The sequence below is a fragment of the Imperialibacter sp. genome (assembly GCF_048007035.1).
Classification (GTDB): Bacteria; Bacteroidota; Bacteroidia; order Cytophagales; family Cyclobacteriaceae; genus Imperialibacter.
On the sequence record NZ_CP180355.1, the window covers coordinates 981255 to 998076 of the forward strand.

The window sequence follows — 16822 nt, forward strand, 5'->3', positions numbered from 1 at the left end:
AAAATTATAGTGTTATGAATTAGGTATGATTCATCCTCACACTGAACTCCGACTGGTAAATGAGACCGTAGGCTACGGTGTATTTGCCACAGAATTTATCCCTGAAGGTACAATTACGTACATCAGGGATAGTCTGGAACTTGAAATCACCCCCGAAGCATTCGAAAAATGTGTCCCGCTACTTCAAGAGAAAATCGAAAGATATTCTTACATAGATCAGCGTGGCGTTAGGGTGGTGAGCTGGGACCTTGCCAAGTATGTAAATCACTGTTGTCAATGCAACACGATGAGCACTGGTTATGGTTTTGAAATTGCAATCCGGGATATTTTTCCCGGTGAACAGATCACCGATGAATACGGTATTTTTAACATGACAGAGAGAATCAGCCTGTTGTGTGACAAGCCGGGTTGCCGTGGATCGGTTAGTGCCGATGACTTTGACGCCTACTACCCAAAGTGGGATGAGACGCTGAAACAGTCCTTAGCAAAATTAAAACAAGTGCAGCAACCGCTGATGCCATTAATGGAGGAAGAAACCGTTGAGCAGTTGGAGAGTTACTTTAGCAACCCTGCCAACTACTTGTCGGTCTATTCTTTAAAACTTGAAAAGGAGACAGCAAAGGTTAGATAACCCCTCAACCTCCAGCGGAATTAAATAAGAAAAGCCCCATAATGGGGCTTTTCTTATTTAATAGAATTCAAATCTTCCTGTGAATTAAAGGGATCTAACGGCGTCTGCGTAGTTCCTAAATTCAAGATCTGTAAGTGCTTTTTCTTTCAGCGAAGAATCTTCAGCAATAGCTGATTTCAGGCCGTTTGTTACTTCTGTTGCATTTGAAGTACGGGCACCTACAATCGCAAGGCCATAGAATGCTTTCGCATAAGAGCTATCCTTATCAGTAGCGTCTTTGAATGCAGTCTTAGCGTTTGAGAATTCTTTCTTAAGCACAAGAGCAAGACCTCTGTTGAAAGATACCTCGGCAGTATTGTCAGCTCCAGCGAAAGACATCAATGCCTTGTCGTACTGAGCAGTTTTTACCTCAAGAGTTCCTTTCAAAGTGTTAAGCTTTCTCAAAGCATCGCCTGTTGCACCAGAAACGGTTCCAGCTACGTCATATGCTTTAGTGTTGTCACCCTGTAGCATATAAACTGTTGCCATGTTTACCAGTACCTCGGCAGTGTTCGCTTTTTGTTTGTTGGCAATTTCCAATTGAGTAAGCGCCAAGTCAACGTTCTTCTTCACGTCAGCACCGCTAGCTGCAGCAGCCATTTGAAGATAAACAGCTCCAAGGTTGTTGTGTGCTACCCAAGTATCCTGCTTCTTGATAGCCGCTTTGTAAATAGCTTCTTTCTCAGTAAGAGATGGAGTAAGTGTTGCACCAAAAAGCAACTCAGCATTTGAAAGAGAATCGGCAGAAATTGAGCCTTCACCAATTTGCTTAGCTAGAACAGCTATTTCAGGGTTAGGGCGCTTAACTTTAACAGTCAAGACTTCAGTTTTTGCAGTACGCAATACTGGGTAGATTTTGTCAAACACTTTCTTGTAACCTGAAAGCTTCTGCAGCGCCTTTTCTTTTTCTTCGAAAGTGCCTGTTCCGTTTACCACAGCAAGCATGGCAGTTTTTTCATCAGAGCTTACACCGTCAAAGCCATTTAGCATGGTTTTGAATTGTGTCCAGTCCTGAACCACTGGCTTCAATACAAATTTGATCTGATCAGCCATTCCTTTGTAGTCGTATTTGGCCATCATGTCTCTGTACCACTTTTCAATCGCCTCAGCACGATCCTGAGATAGATCAGAGTTGATTGTTTCAGTACCTTCAGGTGAGTGAGTACCTGTGATAGTTACAGTACGGGTTACGTTCTTATCGGCAACGAAAGCAGTGAAACCTTTACCACGGTCACTGTTTTTCTCTGAAGTTCTAAGAACTGAACGACCTTGTTCAAAAAAGAATTCAACGTTTGTTGGTTCTAATTCTTCTTTGTCGTTGTATCCGTGGTCAGCATAAGAAGCAGCTACAATGTCTTCTACCATCAAAGATGTGGTGATGACACCTTCAGCTACTTTCATTTTTTCAGTAGTCTTGTTTTTTGCTCCTTTGGCAGCAACACCCTGGATCATTACATCACCCTTCGCCATTGCTGGGTCGTAGGCAAATGAGAATGTTTGGCTTTTTCTGGATGTTGTAGAACTGCTATTAGGAAAATCACCTGCTTTGAATTCAACTGTGCCTAGCTCGGCTTCGTTGGTTCCATACTGATAGAAGGTTTTTAGGCTGTAAGAAGTACCGCCTGGGAGCATTTTTGGTGGAAGGATAGCGGACATCTCAAATTCCACTTTGTCAGCATGAAGCTCTAAAGGATTCGGGGTCACTTCCAACTGCTGGTCATTGGCAAGTTTTATCATCTTGTTTAGCGCACAACCTGACATCAGGAGTGATCCAAACAATATGCCGAAAGCAAGTCTCGTTTTTTTCATTTGAATAATGTTTTGAATGATTATGAATTCCGACGTAAAACTATTGTTATAATGGTTCTATTGCAATTATACGGAAAATAATTTTGCATTAATCAACCATTAGAACAATATACGACTTTTGTTATTAACTTTGCAGAGCAAAAAGCCGGTATTCATGATACAGTTTCTTGAAAAATACGCATTTGGGGTCTGTAACAGGTTAGGTGATTATCTGAAAATCCCCACTACAAGTATCAGGTTGTTTTTTATTTACTCGTCGTTCTTAACGTTCGGATCTCCTCTGATCGTTTACCTGACGTTGGCGTTTATCATGCAGTTCAGACGTTGGTTCAGAAGGCGGGACAATATACTTTGGTATTATTGAATTCTGCCTCTCAGTTTGCTGTAAACTTTGTTCCCAGCTAAATAGGCCAGGGGCGCAATTCCCTTATAGGCACCGGTTAGCATTTTCAAAGCTTTCTTTGGTTGAGCCGGTCTGTACTTCGAAAAATTCCTTACAATAAACACGTGGGCATTTGAAATAGCCTTTGCATGATCCGCTTTGCCCGACACCAAAAACCTGAGCAAGATTAGGAAGTCAATACTGAACCGCACCGGTATTTTCCACCACAGCGATCGGGAAACGTCGTTTTTCAATAATAAAACGATGCTATTTCTAAAATTGAGATAGGTTTTATAGGCATTTGAGCTATCGAGCGTGCCTCCCCCAACATGATACACGACCGACTCTCCCTGGTAGTAAACGCTGTAGCCAGCCATCTTCAAACGCCAGCAAAGGTCAATTTCCTCCATGTGAGCAAAGAAGGTGGCATCCAACCCGCCCGCTTCGTTAAAGGCGGTAGACCGGATAAACAAACAAGCCCCTGTAGCCCAAAAAACTTCAAGTTGGTCGTTGTACTGTCCGCTGTCTTTTTCAAGCGTTTCGAATACCCGCCCCCTGCAAAACGGGTAGCCAAGTATATCGATAAAGCCACCAGCCGCACCGGCATACTCAAAAGTGTCCCGCAAATGCCAGGAAAGAATTTTTGGTTGGCAGGCAGCAATCGTTTCGTCTGCTTCGAGAAGGGAAATCATTGGCTGAAGCCAGCCTTCGGTCACTTCCACATCTGAATTGAGCAAAACGTAGTAGTCGGCGTCGATCTGAGCCAGCCCAGCCTGATAGCCACCGGCATAGCCCAGGTTCTCTTCAAGGGTTATAATCTTTACATCAAGGAAGTTTTTCTTCAAAAAATCTACTGAGCCATCGGTTGAGGCGTTGTCTATCACCCAAATGTCGGCTTCGGGTGAAAAATCGATGACCGAGGGCATGAAACGGTCAAGATAGTCTTTGCCGTTGAAGTTGAGAATGGCTACAGCTACCTTTGGGCTCATACCATGCTACCAAAGTCGAACCCCGGAATGTTGGGCAGAACTCCTTCTGTGCTCTTCTTTATTTCCTCTTTGGCTTTTTCATCAGCCTTTTCTGTCGCCATGTTTACTGCCGCTATCACCAGGTCCTGAAGCATCTCTTTGTCTTTGTCATTGAGGAGTGACGGGTCAATATCAAGACTTACAAGCTTCTTTTTTCCGTTAACCACAGCTTTGACCATGCCAGCTCCCGACTCACCTTCCACTTCGATGCGTGCAAGGTTTTCCTGGGCAGCCTTCATTTTGTCCTGCACCTCTTTCACCTTGCCCATCATTTTCATCATATCAAACATATGCTCTTCGTTTAGTTTTTCAGCAGAACAAAATTACCGCTTTTTTTGATCAGTCTGCCTCCTGCATCGGTTCCTTCCACATAATACCTGTATGTTCCCTGCGGTGCCCGGGCACCTTTGAATACGCCATTCCATCCTTTGGGTTGCTCAGTTGTGTAAAACACCAGCTCTCCCCATCGATTGTAAATTCTAAAGCTAAAATTAGTCACCTCGGGTCCTTTCACACCAAACTCCTCATTCAGGCCGTCTCCGTTGGGGGTGAAGGCTGATGGCAGGTAAAGATCGCTGTGAAAAGCAATGGCCCGCCGATTGCTGGTTGTGACAAAGTCGGCATCAACACCTAACCCTGCGGCTCGCACGGTTACATAAGCAGCACTGTTGTAGTTGGAAGTAAGCCGCAGCTCGTAGAAGGTGGGATCCCATACATCGAAAGTGGTCAACAGCGCCATATTGATATCCCATAGATCGACATAATATTGCCGCACACCGTCGGTAAGTGGCCGGTACTGATTCCAAGTCAGGTGGAAGGTGTTTGTCTGTTGTTGCTCAATACTGAGAAATACGGGCAGGGTAATGGTGCCCAGTGGAGAAAGGTTATTGCATTCGTCGCTATAACGAATAGTATAAGAATAGCTGTTCTTTAAAAACTGTGGATTGCTAACCAGCTGCTCATTAATGTCGCCTTTGAAAGTAGCTCCTGTGCTAAAATTGCTGCCATCAAAAGCATAAACTGCCTGATAGGTAGTGTTGGCATTGGCTTGCTCAGCACTCTCCCAACTAAGAAAAAGATCATCGCCCTGATAAGTGGAATAGACACCTGTGATGGGTGCTAAGTATTGCTTTTCGAAGGAGGTGCCACACACCACCTGACTCAGGGCAAACCCTACCGGATAGTCGACCCTTACCTGGTAACAATAGCCGGTGTTGCAAATGAGGGTGGAGTCGGGATACTGCGTTACCCCCGCATTGGCAGACTGATAATATAAGGTATCGTTGCGGTAGATTTCAAAAGACTGAGCTGCCGGGCCGGGAGGAACCCAGCTAAGGAGGTTTCGGTACTGTTCGAAGCTGGCAGCCAGGCTTACCTGGCAGAGAGTGTTGGAGTAGTAGTACTCATTGTTGCAGGGGTCGTAGGCTGCCAGGCGAAAACAATAGTCGTTTGTCATCGGCAGCAGCTGATCCAACAAAATTTGATTCCCCTGAAAGACTAACGGAATCTCGCCAAAAGTGCTTCCGTTGTTTTCCGACACCTGCAATACATAGCTAATGCCTGAGTTGAGCGTAGCACTGATCAGCATGGTGCTGTCCTGAAAAGTTTCGATGCTATTCAAGATCGGGTCGGTAAGCTCCCTTCTGGTGTTGATCGTTACGTTAGTTTCGCCGCAACCATCATTGCCTCCGTTGTAGAAGCCCTTTACCCTCACGGGAAAGCTGCCAGCCACGCCATAGTCGTGAGGAACGGCATAGTTACCAGCCTGCACGTCCACCGAGTCGACGGTGGTGTAGTAAACCCGGTAAAAATCGTAGGGGCTCGCAGGCACCCTGACACTGGCTGAAAAATTGCGGCAGTTGGCGACCGTTACCTGCGGTGGTTCCGGCGAATTTACTGTTATCTCCAGTGTGTCCGTCTTGGGGTTGATATCCAACCCAATCACCTGAACAATGTTGAAAGTACCGGGGGTATTGAAGGTGTGGGTAGTGCTGTTCGTTACCGGAGCGCCGTTTTCATACAAATACTGCCTGGAGATATTTCCGAAGTTATCCAACTCCGATATATTGATTGTAAGCGGAGCGCAGCCTATGGGTTTGTCAACAGAAAAGCGGCCGATTTTACTGGTCTTTTGAGCATGTGCGACAACCGAAAGTGCCAACACCGCCCAACATACCGCAAGCTGAATAAACCGTTTTCTCTGAATCAAAGCCAAGTAATTAACCTGCCTGGTACTGTTACGCAGGCCTTTCGGGTAGTTAAACAACGCAATATAAAACAACGAAATTGCTTCCCTTACCTTAGCTCGCTAATGATTTGATCTATTGTGAATGTTTTTTGCTCCCCCGACTGAAGGTTTTTAAGCCCAAATTCACCTGAGGCGAACTCCGACTCTCCGGCCATGAGCAGAAAAGGAATGCCCTTGCTTTCGGCATAGGTAAACTGCTTTTTCAGCTTGGCTGACTCCGGGAAAAGCTCAGCTGCAATGCCACCCTCTCTTAACTTACCGAGAATTGCCAACGCCTTCATTGCCGAGGCCGGGTCAAAATTAGCGATAAGCACTTTGGATGTGCGCAGCGATTCTGCAGGAAACAAATTCAGTTCGTCGAGCACATCGTAAATACGATCAATACCGAAAGATATACCAACACCGGAAACGTTAGGCAAACCAAACATGCCAGTAAGGTCGTCGTAGCGCCCGCCGCCGCAAATGCTTCCCATTTGCACGGAGGTTGGCTTCACCTCAAAAATGCAACCTGTGTAGTAGCTAAGGCCACGGGCCAGTGTTGGGTCGATGGCCAGCTGAGGCACTTCTTTTCCAAAGCCTTCCACCATGATCATTACCTCTTTCAACTCTGCCACGCCAACCATACCGACGTCACTGCCAGCCAATAGCTTTTCAAGGTCGGCAATGATGGCAGCATTAGACCCGCTGAGCTGCAAAAATGGTTGCAGCTTTTTGGCCACGTCGTCGCCAAATCCTCTTTCTTTCAGCTCTTCAAATACCTTCTCCTCCCCTATTTTATCCAGCTTATCGATGGCTACGCAGAGCGGGCCTTCCTTACCAGGAGCACCCATGAGTTCGGCGATGCCGCTCAGTATCTTCCGGTTGTTGAGCTTGATAGAATAATCGGCCAGCCCCAGCTTTTCAAACACCTCCTTGACCATCAGCACAATTTCTGCCTCGCAAAGCAGGCTGTTGGTGCCTACCACGTCAGCATCACACTGGAAAAACTCCCTGTAGCGGCCTTTTTGCGGACGGTCGGCCCGCCATACCGGCTGGATCTGATAACGCTTAAAAGGAAAGTTGTGCAGGTGCTGGTTCATCACCACGTAGCGGGCAAATGGCACCGTGAGGTCGTAGCGAAGGCCTTTTTCGGAGATTTCTGGCGTAATGGATTTGGAGTTTCTCTCCGACAAGTTAGCATCGGTGGCATTTTTCATAAAGTCGCCAGAATTCAAAATCTTAAACAGCAGTTGATCGCCTTCATCGCCATACTTACCGGTGAGCGTAGTCAGGTTTTCAATAGCAGGCGTTTCCAAAGGCTGGAAGCCAAATTTTTCGAACACCGCTCTAATGATACCGAAAAGGTAATTCCTCCTCGACATCTGAACGGGTCCAAAATCCCTTGTTCCTCTCGCTAAACCTGGTTTTTGTGCAGCCATTACTCCTGTTTTGCGGCAAAACTACGAATTAGTCGATGGAATTACCTTAAAGCTTTGTGATTTATAGCGTTGGGAGTTATGAATTTGAAAGTAAACCACTATATTTGCGCTCCATTTCGAAAAATATTGAACCTCATGGGAGTTACAAGATTAAAACGCAAGGGTCGTAAAAATAGAAACGTATCAGCTTCAAGGCAGTTTTCTATCAAGCATTTGACTGCAACACCCGTTATAAAAAATGTTGACTTAGAAGAGTTAAAGAAGCAATTCACTGCTCCTAAGCCAGAAGCTAAGAAGGAAACACCAGCACCTAAAGCTGAAGCTCCCGTAGCTAAAGCTGATGCACCCGCTACAGAAGCACCAGTAGCTGAAGCACCTGCAAAAGAAGCTAAAAAGCCTGCTGCAAAGAAAGCCGCTGCTCCTAAGAAAGAAGCTGCACCCAAAGCAAAAGCTGCGAAGAAAGACAAGGACGCTGAGTAAATCACTCGGTTTAACTAAATAAAAAAGCCCTGCTTGCAAAAGTGGGGCTTTTTGTGTTCGGGTGGTTACAGATTTTCTTCTCCCGTGCGACGTTAGCCCCTCTTCCCCAACTCAATCAACTGCAGGTTCTTAACCCCTTCAGTTGTAAGATCAAACCGCATGATGGTGCGCATTTTGTGAAAGCCCTGCATGCCTGCTGCACCCGGGTTGATGTGGATCAGGGGAAGCCTTGCTTTGTCGGTAAGCACTTTCACTATATGAGAGTGCCCGCAGATAAAAAGATAAGGCTTGATCGTATCCAGTTGCTTCAATACCCTTCGGTTGTACCTGGGAGGATAGCCGCCTATATGCGTGATCCAGATCGTTTTACCTTCTCTTTCGAACACTTGATCTTCGGGGTATATATGCCGAATATCGGTTCCATCGATATTACCATACACTCCAACCGTTGGCTTAAACGCCTCTAGCCGCTTCATCACAGCCAGGTCGCCAATGTCGCCAGCATGCCATATTTCATTGCACCCCGCAAAATATTCAAACACTCTTTCGTCCAGATAACCGTGCGTGTCTGAGATCAATCCTATTTTTGTCATTATATGTTCAATACGAATTCAGGTAATAAAACAAGTTTGGGAAGAATATTTGGTAGGTTTACGATATTCGCTTCGCTTCCCTGAATACTACACCAAATAGAAAAATGGATATTGATAGCCAGCATAGAATCGAATACAACGAAATCAGAACTAATCTGATCATTCTTTTCATTGTGGCGGTCTCCATAGTCGTTGGCGTGGCGCTGTTCCTCAACGCCAGGCTCGATAGGTTCATTGCCATGAATGCCGACCTCGGCAAGGTAATTAATGTAGCTGGCAGACAACGAATGTTGAGCCAAAATATCAGCAAAACGGGGCTGCTGATTTATTATTCTGATAGCCTTTCCATCGACCGTAAGAAAACTATCGATTCCCTTTCCCTTATTTTCGCAGAGGCCCATCGCTCACTGACAGGAGACAACTTTGCCTTCCATGAAAACAAAGAACAAAGCACAAGGCTAGACTCTCTTTTTGACGAGCTTGAAATTTCTTTTCAGGGCCTGACCAGCACGGCCAAGTCTATCGCTCATTCAAGCCCGCCATCGAAACAAAATGCAGAACGACTTTTGGCATACGAGTCGGCCTTTCTACCATTGATGGATGAAATTACCAATGAGTATGAGCGCCTCTCCTCTGACGTATTGGATGAGATAGATAGTAGCACCACACTGGTCAATTATGCAATTGCTGTTTCAGTATTACTTTCAGCCATTACTGTGCTTCTGGTCACGCTAAATGCCATCAAGCATTATTCCGTAAGGCTTGAAGAAGCAAGAGAAGACCTGCAAAAATCGGTTGAACTGGAAAAACTGAAAGCAGAAAAGCTTGAATTTCTTACCAACTCAATCAAGGTTGGTATTTGGGAAAAGAGCATACATGAGAACACCGAGAGCTGGTCAGATGCGCTTTATACGCTACTAGGCTATAAAAAGGGTGAGATAAGTGGTACCGCTGAGTCATTTATTGGCCTGGTACATCCGGCTGACGTTCCCATCCTTATGGACTCCACGGATTCGTCCATAAAAACTGGCCTTCCCTCAACCATAGAGGTGAGAGTGAAGATGAAGAGCGGGGATTACAAATGGGTAGAGGCCACCGGCAATACGCAGCGCTCTGAGAATGGGAAAATTTCCTTACTCATTGCCGGCATTGTTGACATCCATGACCGCAAAGTGCTTGAAATGCAGCTCAAGGCCTTTATCGAAAGGGCTCCTGCGTCGATTGCAATGTTCAACAAAGAACTACGGTACATAGCGGCCAGCCAAAAATGGGTAGAAGAATACAACATTCAAGATCAGGTCATTATCGGGAAAAGCCACTACGATATTTTTCCTGAAGTAAGTGACAGCTGGAAAGATATCCACAGAAAATGCCTGAATGGTGCTGTTGAAATGAGAGACGAAGATCCATTTGAACGAGCAGACGGCACGATCCAATGGTTAAAATGGGAGGTGAGGCCATGGTATATCGACCAGGACACTGTTGGAGGCATCCTGATGTTCACAGAAGACGTCACCAACAATAGACTCAAGAAGGAAGAGCTGCAAAAAGCAAAAGAGGTCGCCGAAGAAGCTTCCAAGGCCAAGGAGCAGTTTTTGGCCACCATGAGCCATGAAATACGCACTCCTCTGAACGCCATCAATGGCATTACCCAAATCCTTTTACTGGAAAACCCAAGGTTCGATCAAAAGGAGCACCTCAACCTGCTCAAATTTTCTGGCGAAAGTCTGCTAAGCCTCATCAACGACATCCTCGATATATCTAAAATAGAGGCCGGAAAATTGGTGCTTGACTATGCGCCATTCGATTTTTTCTATTTGGTGAATGCGATTAAAAGCTCATTGGTTTTTCGGGCAAAGGAAAATCTGGTCACGGTAGAAGTAGACTACGATAAAAACCTTCCCCATGCGTTTATAGGTGATGACACGAGGGTCACACAAGTTCTGTACAATTTAGCTGGCAACGCTATTAAATTTACCGAAAATGGCAACGTGACCATTTCGGCCAAATTAGTAAGCCGAAGGGATAACTTTTGCAAAATGCGGGTGTCAATAACCGACACAGGAATTGGCATGTCCGAAGAACAGCAAAAGGGTATTTTTGAAGCATTTAGCCAGGCTGAAGGGGGAACTACCAGAAAATATGGAGGAACAGGTCTTGGCTTGTACATCACAAGGAAAATTTTGGAGATGATGGGTTCCGAAATTCAACTGCAAAGTAAACCTGGAGAAGGTTCAACCTTCTTTTTCGATATCGAACTTGAGGAAACAACTCTCGAAGTGGAATTGACCAGGAAGTCGGTACAAAAAAGCAAAGACTTCAATGGCAAGGATATACATCTGCTGGTGGCGGAAGACAACACCGCCAATCAAATCATCATGAAGAAGTTCCTCAAGTATGTGGATGTTACTTTTGACATTGCAGCCAATGGATTAGAAGCTTTTGATGCCCTGCAAAAAAAGACATATGATTTGGTGCTGATGGATCTCCAAATGCCGGTAATGGATGGGTTTACGGCGACCATTAAAATACGGGGCAGCGCCGACGAGTATTTCCAGAATATCCCCATCGTTGCGTTAACGGCTGACGCATTCTCCAATATTCGGGAAAAAACGTTTGCCGTTGGCATGACTGACTATCTCAGCAAACCATTTAAACCAGCAGATCTTTATGCCATTATCGAGAAATATGCCGGACGAGTAAAAAAGGAAATGACAATGGCTGATTCTTCTCTGAAGAGTAAAATCTATGAGTTAGGAGAAGGCGACAAGGAATTTGTAATGGAGTTTTCCAACAACAGCATGCAAAACTACACCGAATTTGTCAGCGATTTGAAGAAGTCGATTAAGGAGAGAGACCTTGACCTATTGCACACAATCGCTCATAAAATCAAGTCGCTGAATATGCTTTTTGAATTGGAAACGCTGGAATCGAAGATCGATGAACTTAAGTCACACAAAGCATCTTTTTTCTCAGAAACATCGCTTGTTGAAGCTATATTGAAGGAAGCTGGCGCTGTAATAGAAGAAATAAAAAACACCATATTGAATGACTGAAACAGATGTGGTAATTGAAAACAATAAAGCGTTTGACGTCCCTCGTGAAAAGGGAGGAGATAACTTTTCGGATTTGAAATGGTTGCAAACGCACTTGAGCAGAATAGTGGCGGCGCCGGGGGCCACGAAGTCAAATCATTTGCCAAACAGCAAACACCGACCAGTTCTTAACAAGGTTATTTAGCATATTGATGTTGTCATTAGAAAAGAAAAAATCTCTTAGAGTGTGCGGCCTGGCATCGCTCACCATTGCCTTGATAGTAATGGTGGGGTGGGTGCTCGATTTATCCTACTTAAAAGATTTGGGGGTAGCCGGAGCGAGTATGAAGTTTAATACAGCTCTGGGCTTTTCTCTGCTGGGACTGGCCCTTATAGGTAAGGCCTACGAGCAAAAATGGGCAGTGGTCGTCCTAACCATTTTCCTTAGCCTCCTCGCCCTTGTAACATTAGCTGAATATATTTTTGGCATTAGTCTGGGAATAGACCAACTATTTGTAACCGATCGGCGGAGTGTGAAATATCCCGGAAGAATGTCCACAGGTAGCTCCACCGCATTTCTTTTAACGGCTTTTGCGCTTACCAATTTAACAAGCCGCAGATGGTATCTGCGGCTAAAGCAATATGGCCTCCACCTGGTTTCATTTATGGCGCTCCTGTCCATTGTGGGAGTGGCGTTTGGGTTGTCGCCAAACGATAGGCTGATTTTTATTTCATCAATGGCATTGCACACAGCCATATTATTCTTGGCTACCTCCATTTGCCTTTCAAGCCTCTCACAATTTGGCTTAGCTAATATTTTGACGGGCGAAAAGCCAGGAAATATACTATCCAGAAGAATGTTCGCACAGATGACCGGAACAGTTCTGATTGCTGGCTATTTGCTGACTACCCTTGAATCTCATCAATTCATAACGGCCAAGACATCCACAGTACTAATTGGTGTTATTTCGTTGTTCTTTAGCCTGATTTATGTTGGTCTCATTGCCAAGCGCCTCAATTTGTCTCATGACATAAGGCGATATACTGAAAAGCAGTTGCAGTCGTATAACGAAGCGCTGGAGTCAAAAGTGGCTGAGCAAACAAAATCAATGAAAACTACGCTGGACCGCCTCTACGATATTAACCGGGTGGCCATGGTTGGCGGATGGGAGGCTGATCTGGCAACCAATAAAGTCACCTGGAGCACCACAACCAAGCGTATCCACGAAGTGCCTGAGGACTACCAACCCGATCTGTCAACCGCTATTAAGTTTTACAAAGAAGGTGAAGACCGCAACGCCATGGCCAAAACCGTCAATGACGCCATTTCGCTTGGCTTACCATGGGACGTAGAACTAAGAATAATTACCCCAGCAGGCAAAGAAAAATGGGTAAGGGCAATAGGAAAGCCAATTTTTGAAAATGGTAAGTGTGTGAGGCTAAACGGTACTTTTCAAGACATTGACACAAGAAAACGGGTAGAAATAGAGGCAACGGAAGGGCGAGAATTTTTACAAACACTTATTGACAACATTCCTGTTAATATTTACGCTAAGGATATTGAGTCAAGAAAGATCCTCATTAACAAAGCCGAGTTGTCGCTTATGGGTCTCAACGATAAGGCGTTGGTTATAGGCAAAACAGATCATGAGTTGTTCCCGAAAGCGTCTGCTGACTTATCTAAGGCGGAAGACTTACAAGTATTTTCGACGGGAGAACCTATATTGGGTATGGAGACCTCCATGACATTGAACTCAGGAGAAACTCGTTGGTTTCTGACATCAAAAATACCGATAAAAAATACAGAAGGAACTATCACTGGCCTGCTTGGGGTTAGCGTGGACATTACCGACAGAAAGCACAGTGAAGAATCACTTATGGGGGCTGCCACCTTTAAAACGCAACACCAGGAGCTAAAGGACTTTTCTTCTACCCTTTCCAAACAGCTTCTGAATCCTTTGGTAAGTTTACTCAAAGAGATTGAAACTACCGGTGGGGAAAATGAGGAAAAGCTGGTTAGCAATGTAAACAGGCTTCAAACGTCAATAAGAACGACGGTGAAAGCGATTGAGGACTTTACGCTTTCGATAAAAAACACTGATTCCGGTAACTGGGGTAATATCAAATAGTAAGTCAGAAAGTATTATTTAATGGAAAGTTTGCGTCTGCTTACACATGCGGGTATGCCACAAAGCTATATTGCAGTACCTTTGCAGTGTTTTATTACAGAATAATTTTTCTGCATACTATGGAAATTGTAAAAATACTGATTTGCGAGGATGATGAGGCACTGAGCTCGCTGATACGATTTAAACTCTCCAGAGCTGGCTATCGGAATTGTGAGGTAGCTGCAGACGGCAAAAAGGCAAAAGAGATGATACAAGACAATGAGTATGACTTAGTCATTACAGATATCCATATGCCTTACGCCTCAGGGCTGGAGCTGACCACCTATATAAGAGAGGAGCTAAAAAGGCAAACACCCATCATCATATTATCATCAGAAGGAGTGGAAAATACCGTGCTTCAAAGCTTCAATTTGGGCATCAACGATTTTCTTACAAAGCCATTTAGCCCGCAAGAGCTTGTCATAAGAGTGAAAAGATTGCTTGGGCATCAATAGTTTCATAACAGGACGCCTTGATTCCGATAGAGCTCATATATTTCCTGAATATGTTGATGGCGACGGCCGCTATTGGAGTGGTGATCCTGATTATTGTGCTTAAGGTCAGAAAAAAACACCGATATGAAAGTGAGAAAAGGCTACACAAAGTAATTGAGAAGGACCTTAACAACTATTTGATATCTTCCACTGAGAATGAGGGACTAAAATGGAAAAGTGTTCACCACTATCAACTAAATGAAATTAAAGCCAAACTTGAAAATAACTTTCTTAAGGGGATCTTCATAGGACATTTGATCTCTTTGAGGAAAAACCTCTATGGAGAGTTTGACGAGGTATTGGAGGATTTATATGAGCTTCTCGGACTCCATGAGCTGAGCATAAAAAAAGCCAATAGCCGAAGGATGGCCTCGGTTGTTAGAGGAATTCATGAGCTAAGTCAATTTGAGTACAAATCCGGATACCATCATGTACTCCAGCACCTTGGCCATAGCAGTCAAATTGTGAGGCAGGAGACCCAGGTGGCCTTGCTAAATTTGAGTGCCGGAAGTCCACTGTTCTTTTTAAAAACAAGCTGGAAGGATCTTTCCGGTTGGCACATTTTAAGTTTGCATCACACGTTACTAAGGACAGGCCTGGCTCATCGTGTGCAATATGACTACTGGCTACGCAATCCAAATTGGGAAGTAAGAGCGTTTATTATTGACATGTGCGTGTTTTTTAGGCTTGTTGCCCATATGGACAATATAAGGGGTCATCTTTTCAGTGACGAATATCAGGTTCAGGCAGCGGTTTTAAGAGCCGTTACAGAAATGGGAGATGACAGGGATGCTCCAGGCGTTTATAAATTCCTGGTGAACACTGACCGGCAAGACTTAAAAATTCTGTCTATCAATGCACTGGCAAAAGTCGGTGGACCTGATGAAGTGGAAGGTTTACTCACCCTTCTTGAGACAGACCATTCGGACACGTTGCTGGCGACAGTTATGGCCATTGAAGAAATTTCTGGCAATGCCGATGAGCTCGTCAGAAAGTCGTATGACCTGCAATCTCATATTCATTTGGCTACCGCACTTGCTCACATCAAAGAACCATTGAACAACAGCTAAACCAATGATCAAGATTATATACGGTTTGCAGTTTTTATTTCTGGTCTATGCTGTGGCCATCTTTTCTTCCTATTTGATTTTGGCCCTCATTTCTTACTTTGAAATGCGCAGGTACATGACGAAAAACTCATTTGCTGATTACAAAATGATCCTTTCGTCACCTTTGGCCCCCTCTATCTCCCTGGTCGCCCCGGCCTACAATGAAGGATTGACTATTATCGAGAATGTGAAATCTCTCATGTCAATTGAATATAATAACTACGACATCATCATCGTCAACGACGGCAGCAAGGACGACTCGCTTGAAAAGATGCAGAAGGCATTTGATTTAAAAAAAGTTGACTTCCTTATCGATCGCACCTTGCCCTGCAATGACATAAGCGCAATTTATAAATCACAAAACAGGGCCTACAAAAAGCTTATTGTGGTTGATAAAGTCAACGGAGGGAAGGCTGACGCATTGAATGCTGGCATTAACATCAGTAACAAAGAACTCGTAGCCTGCATAGACGTCGACTGCATTATCCAACCCGATGCCCTGCTAAAAATGGTGAAACCTTACCTTGAAGACAGGGAAAACACGGTGGCGATTGGCGGTGTTGTTCGAATCGCCAACTCCTGCATTGTAGAGGAAGGCCGGTTGATAAAAGTTAATTTACCGGAAAGCCTCCTGGCCCGGTTCCAGGTACTGGAGTACATGCGCTCATTTTTATTAGGCAGAATGGCCTGGAGCCGACTAAACGGCCTGATGCTCATTTCCGGTGCTTTTGGCCTTTTCAAACGTGAAGTGGTGTTGACGGTAGGCGGATACGACAAGTCCACAGTGGGTGAAGACATGGAACTGGTGGTTCGCATAAGGAGAAAATTAATGGAGATGGGCAAAAAGGCAAAAGTGATATACGTGCCTGACCCGCTTTGCTGGACAGAAGCTCCATCGGACAGAAAAATATTGGGTCGTCAGCGAAACAGATGGATGAGGGGCACTATTGAAACACTCAGCCGCCATAGAAAAATTTGCCTGAACCCTAAATATGGTTTGCTCGGGGTTCTCAGCTACCCCTATTGGTTTATGTTTGAGCTTTTAGCACCCTGGATTGAGCTCTCAGGCTTGCTCTTTTTTCTGTACCTGACTATTGCGGGATTTGTTAACTGGGGCTATACGTTGACACTACTGTTGTTTGTATACTTGTTTTCGATATTCATTTCCGTTCTTACACTCTTATTTGAAGAAATTTCTTTCTATCGCTACACTCGTCAAAGGGATTTTTATAAAATGCTGGCCACCGCTTGCCTTGAGCCAGTGCTATTTCACCCCTCGGTAATGTATTGGGCAATTCGAGGAACGTTTGATAAGTGGAGGGGGAGGAAAAGCTGGGGCGAAATGTCGAGAACCGGATTCTTAAAGAAAGCAGAGGCAAAATGACAAG

General features: G+C 44.7%; 14 protein-coding genes. 8 read left to right on the forward strand and 6 right to left on the reverse strand.

The annotated features are described in order from the left end of the window. Positions 1 to 25 precede the first annotated feature (25 nt). Complete coding sequence (locus ACMVP2_RS04380; protein ID WP_339788211.1) at positions 26 to 631, forward strand: SET domain-containing protein; 606 nt, start codon at positions 26 to 28, stop codon at positions 629 to 631. An 84-nt stretch (positions 632 to 715) separates the two neighbouring features. On the opposite strand, the gene ACMVP2_RS04385 is transcribed toward ACMVP2_RS04380, so the two are convergent. After that, the gene (locus ACMVP2_RS04385) at positions 716 to 2479 is read right to left on the reverse strand and encodes a hypothetical protein (RefSeq protein WP_317487808.1); all 1764 of its coding nucleotides are present in this window, start codon (positions 2477 to 2479) and stop codon (positions 716 to 718) included. Positions 2480 to 2633: 154 nt separating this feature from the next. Here ACMVP2_RS04385 and ACMVP2_RS04390 point away from each other — a divergent pair, with 154 nt between their 5' ends. Continuing rightward, positions 2634 to 2843, forward strand: coding sequence for a PspC domain-containing protein (locus ACMVP2_RS04390; protein WP_151999780.1), 210 nt, complete (start codon positions 2634 to 2636; stop codon positions 2841 to 2843). Here ACMVP2_RS04390 and ACMVP2_RS04395 read toward each other — a convergent pair. The 4 genes from ACMVP2_RS04395 to hisS form a co-directional block, all read right to left on the reverse strand. Further along, positions 2837 to 3850, reverse strand: a complete 1014-nt coding sequence (locus ACMVP2_RS04395; protein ID WP_416866864.1) for a glycosyltransferase family 2 protein — start codon at positions 3848 to 3850, stop codon at positions 2837 to 2839. The two genes, ACMVP2_RS04390 and ACMVP2_RS04395, sit on opposite strands and share 7 nt — an antisense overlap. Continuing rightward, on the reverse strand, positions 3847 to 4179 hold the full coding sequence (locus ACMVP2_RS04400) for a YbaB/EbfC family nucleoid-associated protein (protein WP_317487810.1): 333 nt from the start codon (positions 4177 to 4179) through the stop codon (positions 3847 to 3849). The genes ACMVP2_RS04395 and ACMVP2_RS04400 overlap by 4 nt, the downstream gene beginning before the upstream one ends. A gap of 11 nt (positions 4180 to 4190) precedes the next feature. Further along, the gene (locus tag ACMVP2_RS04405) at positions 4191 to 6098 is read right to left on the reverse strand and encodes a gliding motility-associated C-terminal domain-containing protein (RefSeq protein WP_416866865.1); all 1908 of its coding nucleotides are present in this window, start codon (positions 6096 to 6098) and stop codon (positions 4191 to 4193) included. A gap of 86 nt (positions 6099 to 6184) precedes the next feature. Further along, on the reverse strand, positions 6185 to 7555 hold the full coding sequence (gene hisS, locus ACMVP2_RS04410) for a histidine--tRNA ligase (RefSeq protein WP_416866866.1): 1371 nt from the start codon (positions 7553 to 7555) through the stop codon (positions 6185 to 6187). A gap of 78 nt (positions 7556 to 7633) precedes the next feature. Here hisS and ACMVP2_RS04415 point away from each other — a divergent pair, with 78 nt between their 5' ends. After that, positions 7634 to 8035, forward strand: coding sequence for a hypothetical protein (locus ACMVP2_RS04415; RefSeq protein ID WP_339813741.1), 402 nt, complete (start codon positions 7634 to 7636; stop codon positions 8033 to 8035). A gap of 92 nt (positions 8036 to 8127) precedes the next feature. On the opposite strand, the gene ACMVP2_RS04420 is transcribed toward ACMVP2_RS04415, so the two are convergent. Further along, positions 8128 to 8628, reverse strand: a complete 501-nt coding sequence (locus ACMVP2_RS04420) for a metallophosphoesterase family protein (protein WP_416866867.1) — start codon at positions 8626 to 8628, stop codon at positions 8128 to 8130. A 104-nt stretch (positions 8629 to 8732) separates the two neighbouring features. Here ACMVP2_RS04420 and ACMVP2_RS04425 point away from each other — a divergent pair, with 104 nt between their 5' ends. The 5 genes from ACMVP2_RS04425 to ACMVP2_RS04445 all read left to right on the forward strand — a co-directional run bounded on the left by ACMVP2_RS04425 (position 8733) and on the right by ACMVP2_RS04445 (position 16818). Next, positions 8733 to 11684, forward strand: coding sequence for an ATP-binding protein (locus tag ACMVP2_RS04425; RefSeq protein WP_416866868.1), 2952 nt, complete (start codon positions 8733 to 8735; stop codon positions 11682 to 11684). Positions 11685 to 11875: 191 nt separating this feature from the next. Next, positions 11876 to 13792: a PAS domain-containing protein gene (locus ACMVP2_RS04430; RefSeq protein WP_416866869.1), complete on the forward strand. Its 1917-nt coding sequence runs from the start codon at positions 11876 to 11878 to the stop codon at positions 13790 to 13792. Positions 13793 to 13911: 119 nt separating this feature from the next. Then, on the forward strand, positions 13912 to 14286 hold the full coding sequence (locus ACMVP2_RS04435; protein WP_339788236.1) for a response regulator transcription factor: 375 nt from the start codon (positions 13912 to 13914) through the stop codon (positions 14284 to 14286). 17 nt (positions 14287 to 14303) lie between these two features. After that, the gene (locus ACMVP2_RS04440) at positions 14304 to 15395 is read left to right on the forward strand and encodes a HEAT repeat domain-containing protein (RefSeq protein ID WP_416866870.1); all 1092 of its coding nucleotides are present in this window, start codon (positions 14304 to 14306) and stop codon (positions 15393 to 15395) included. 4 nt (positions 15396 to 15399) lie between these two features. After that, a complete protein-coding gene (locus tag ACMVP2_RS04445; protein ID WP_416866871.1) occupies positions 15400 to 16818 on the forward strand; it encodes a glycosyltransferase family 2 protein in 1419 nt (472 codons plus the stop codon). The last annotated feature ends 4 nt before the right edge of the window (positions 16819 to 16822 follow it).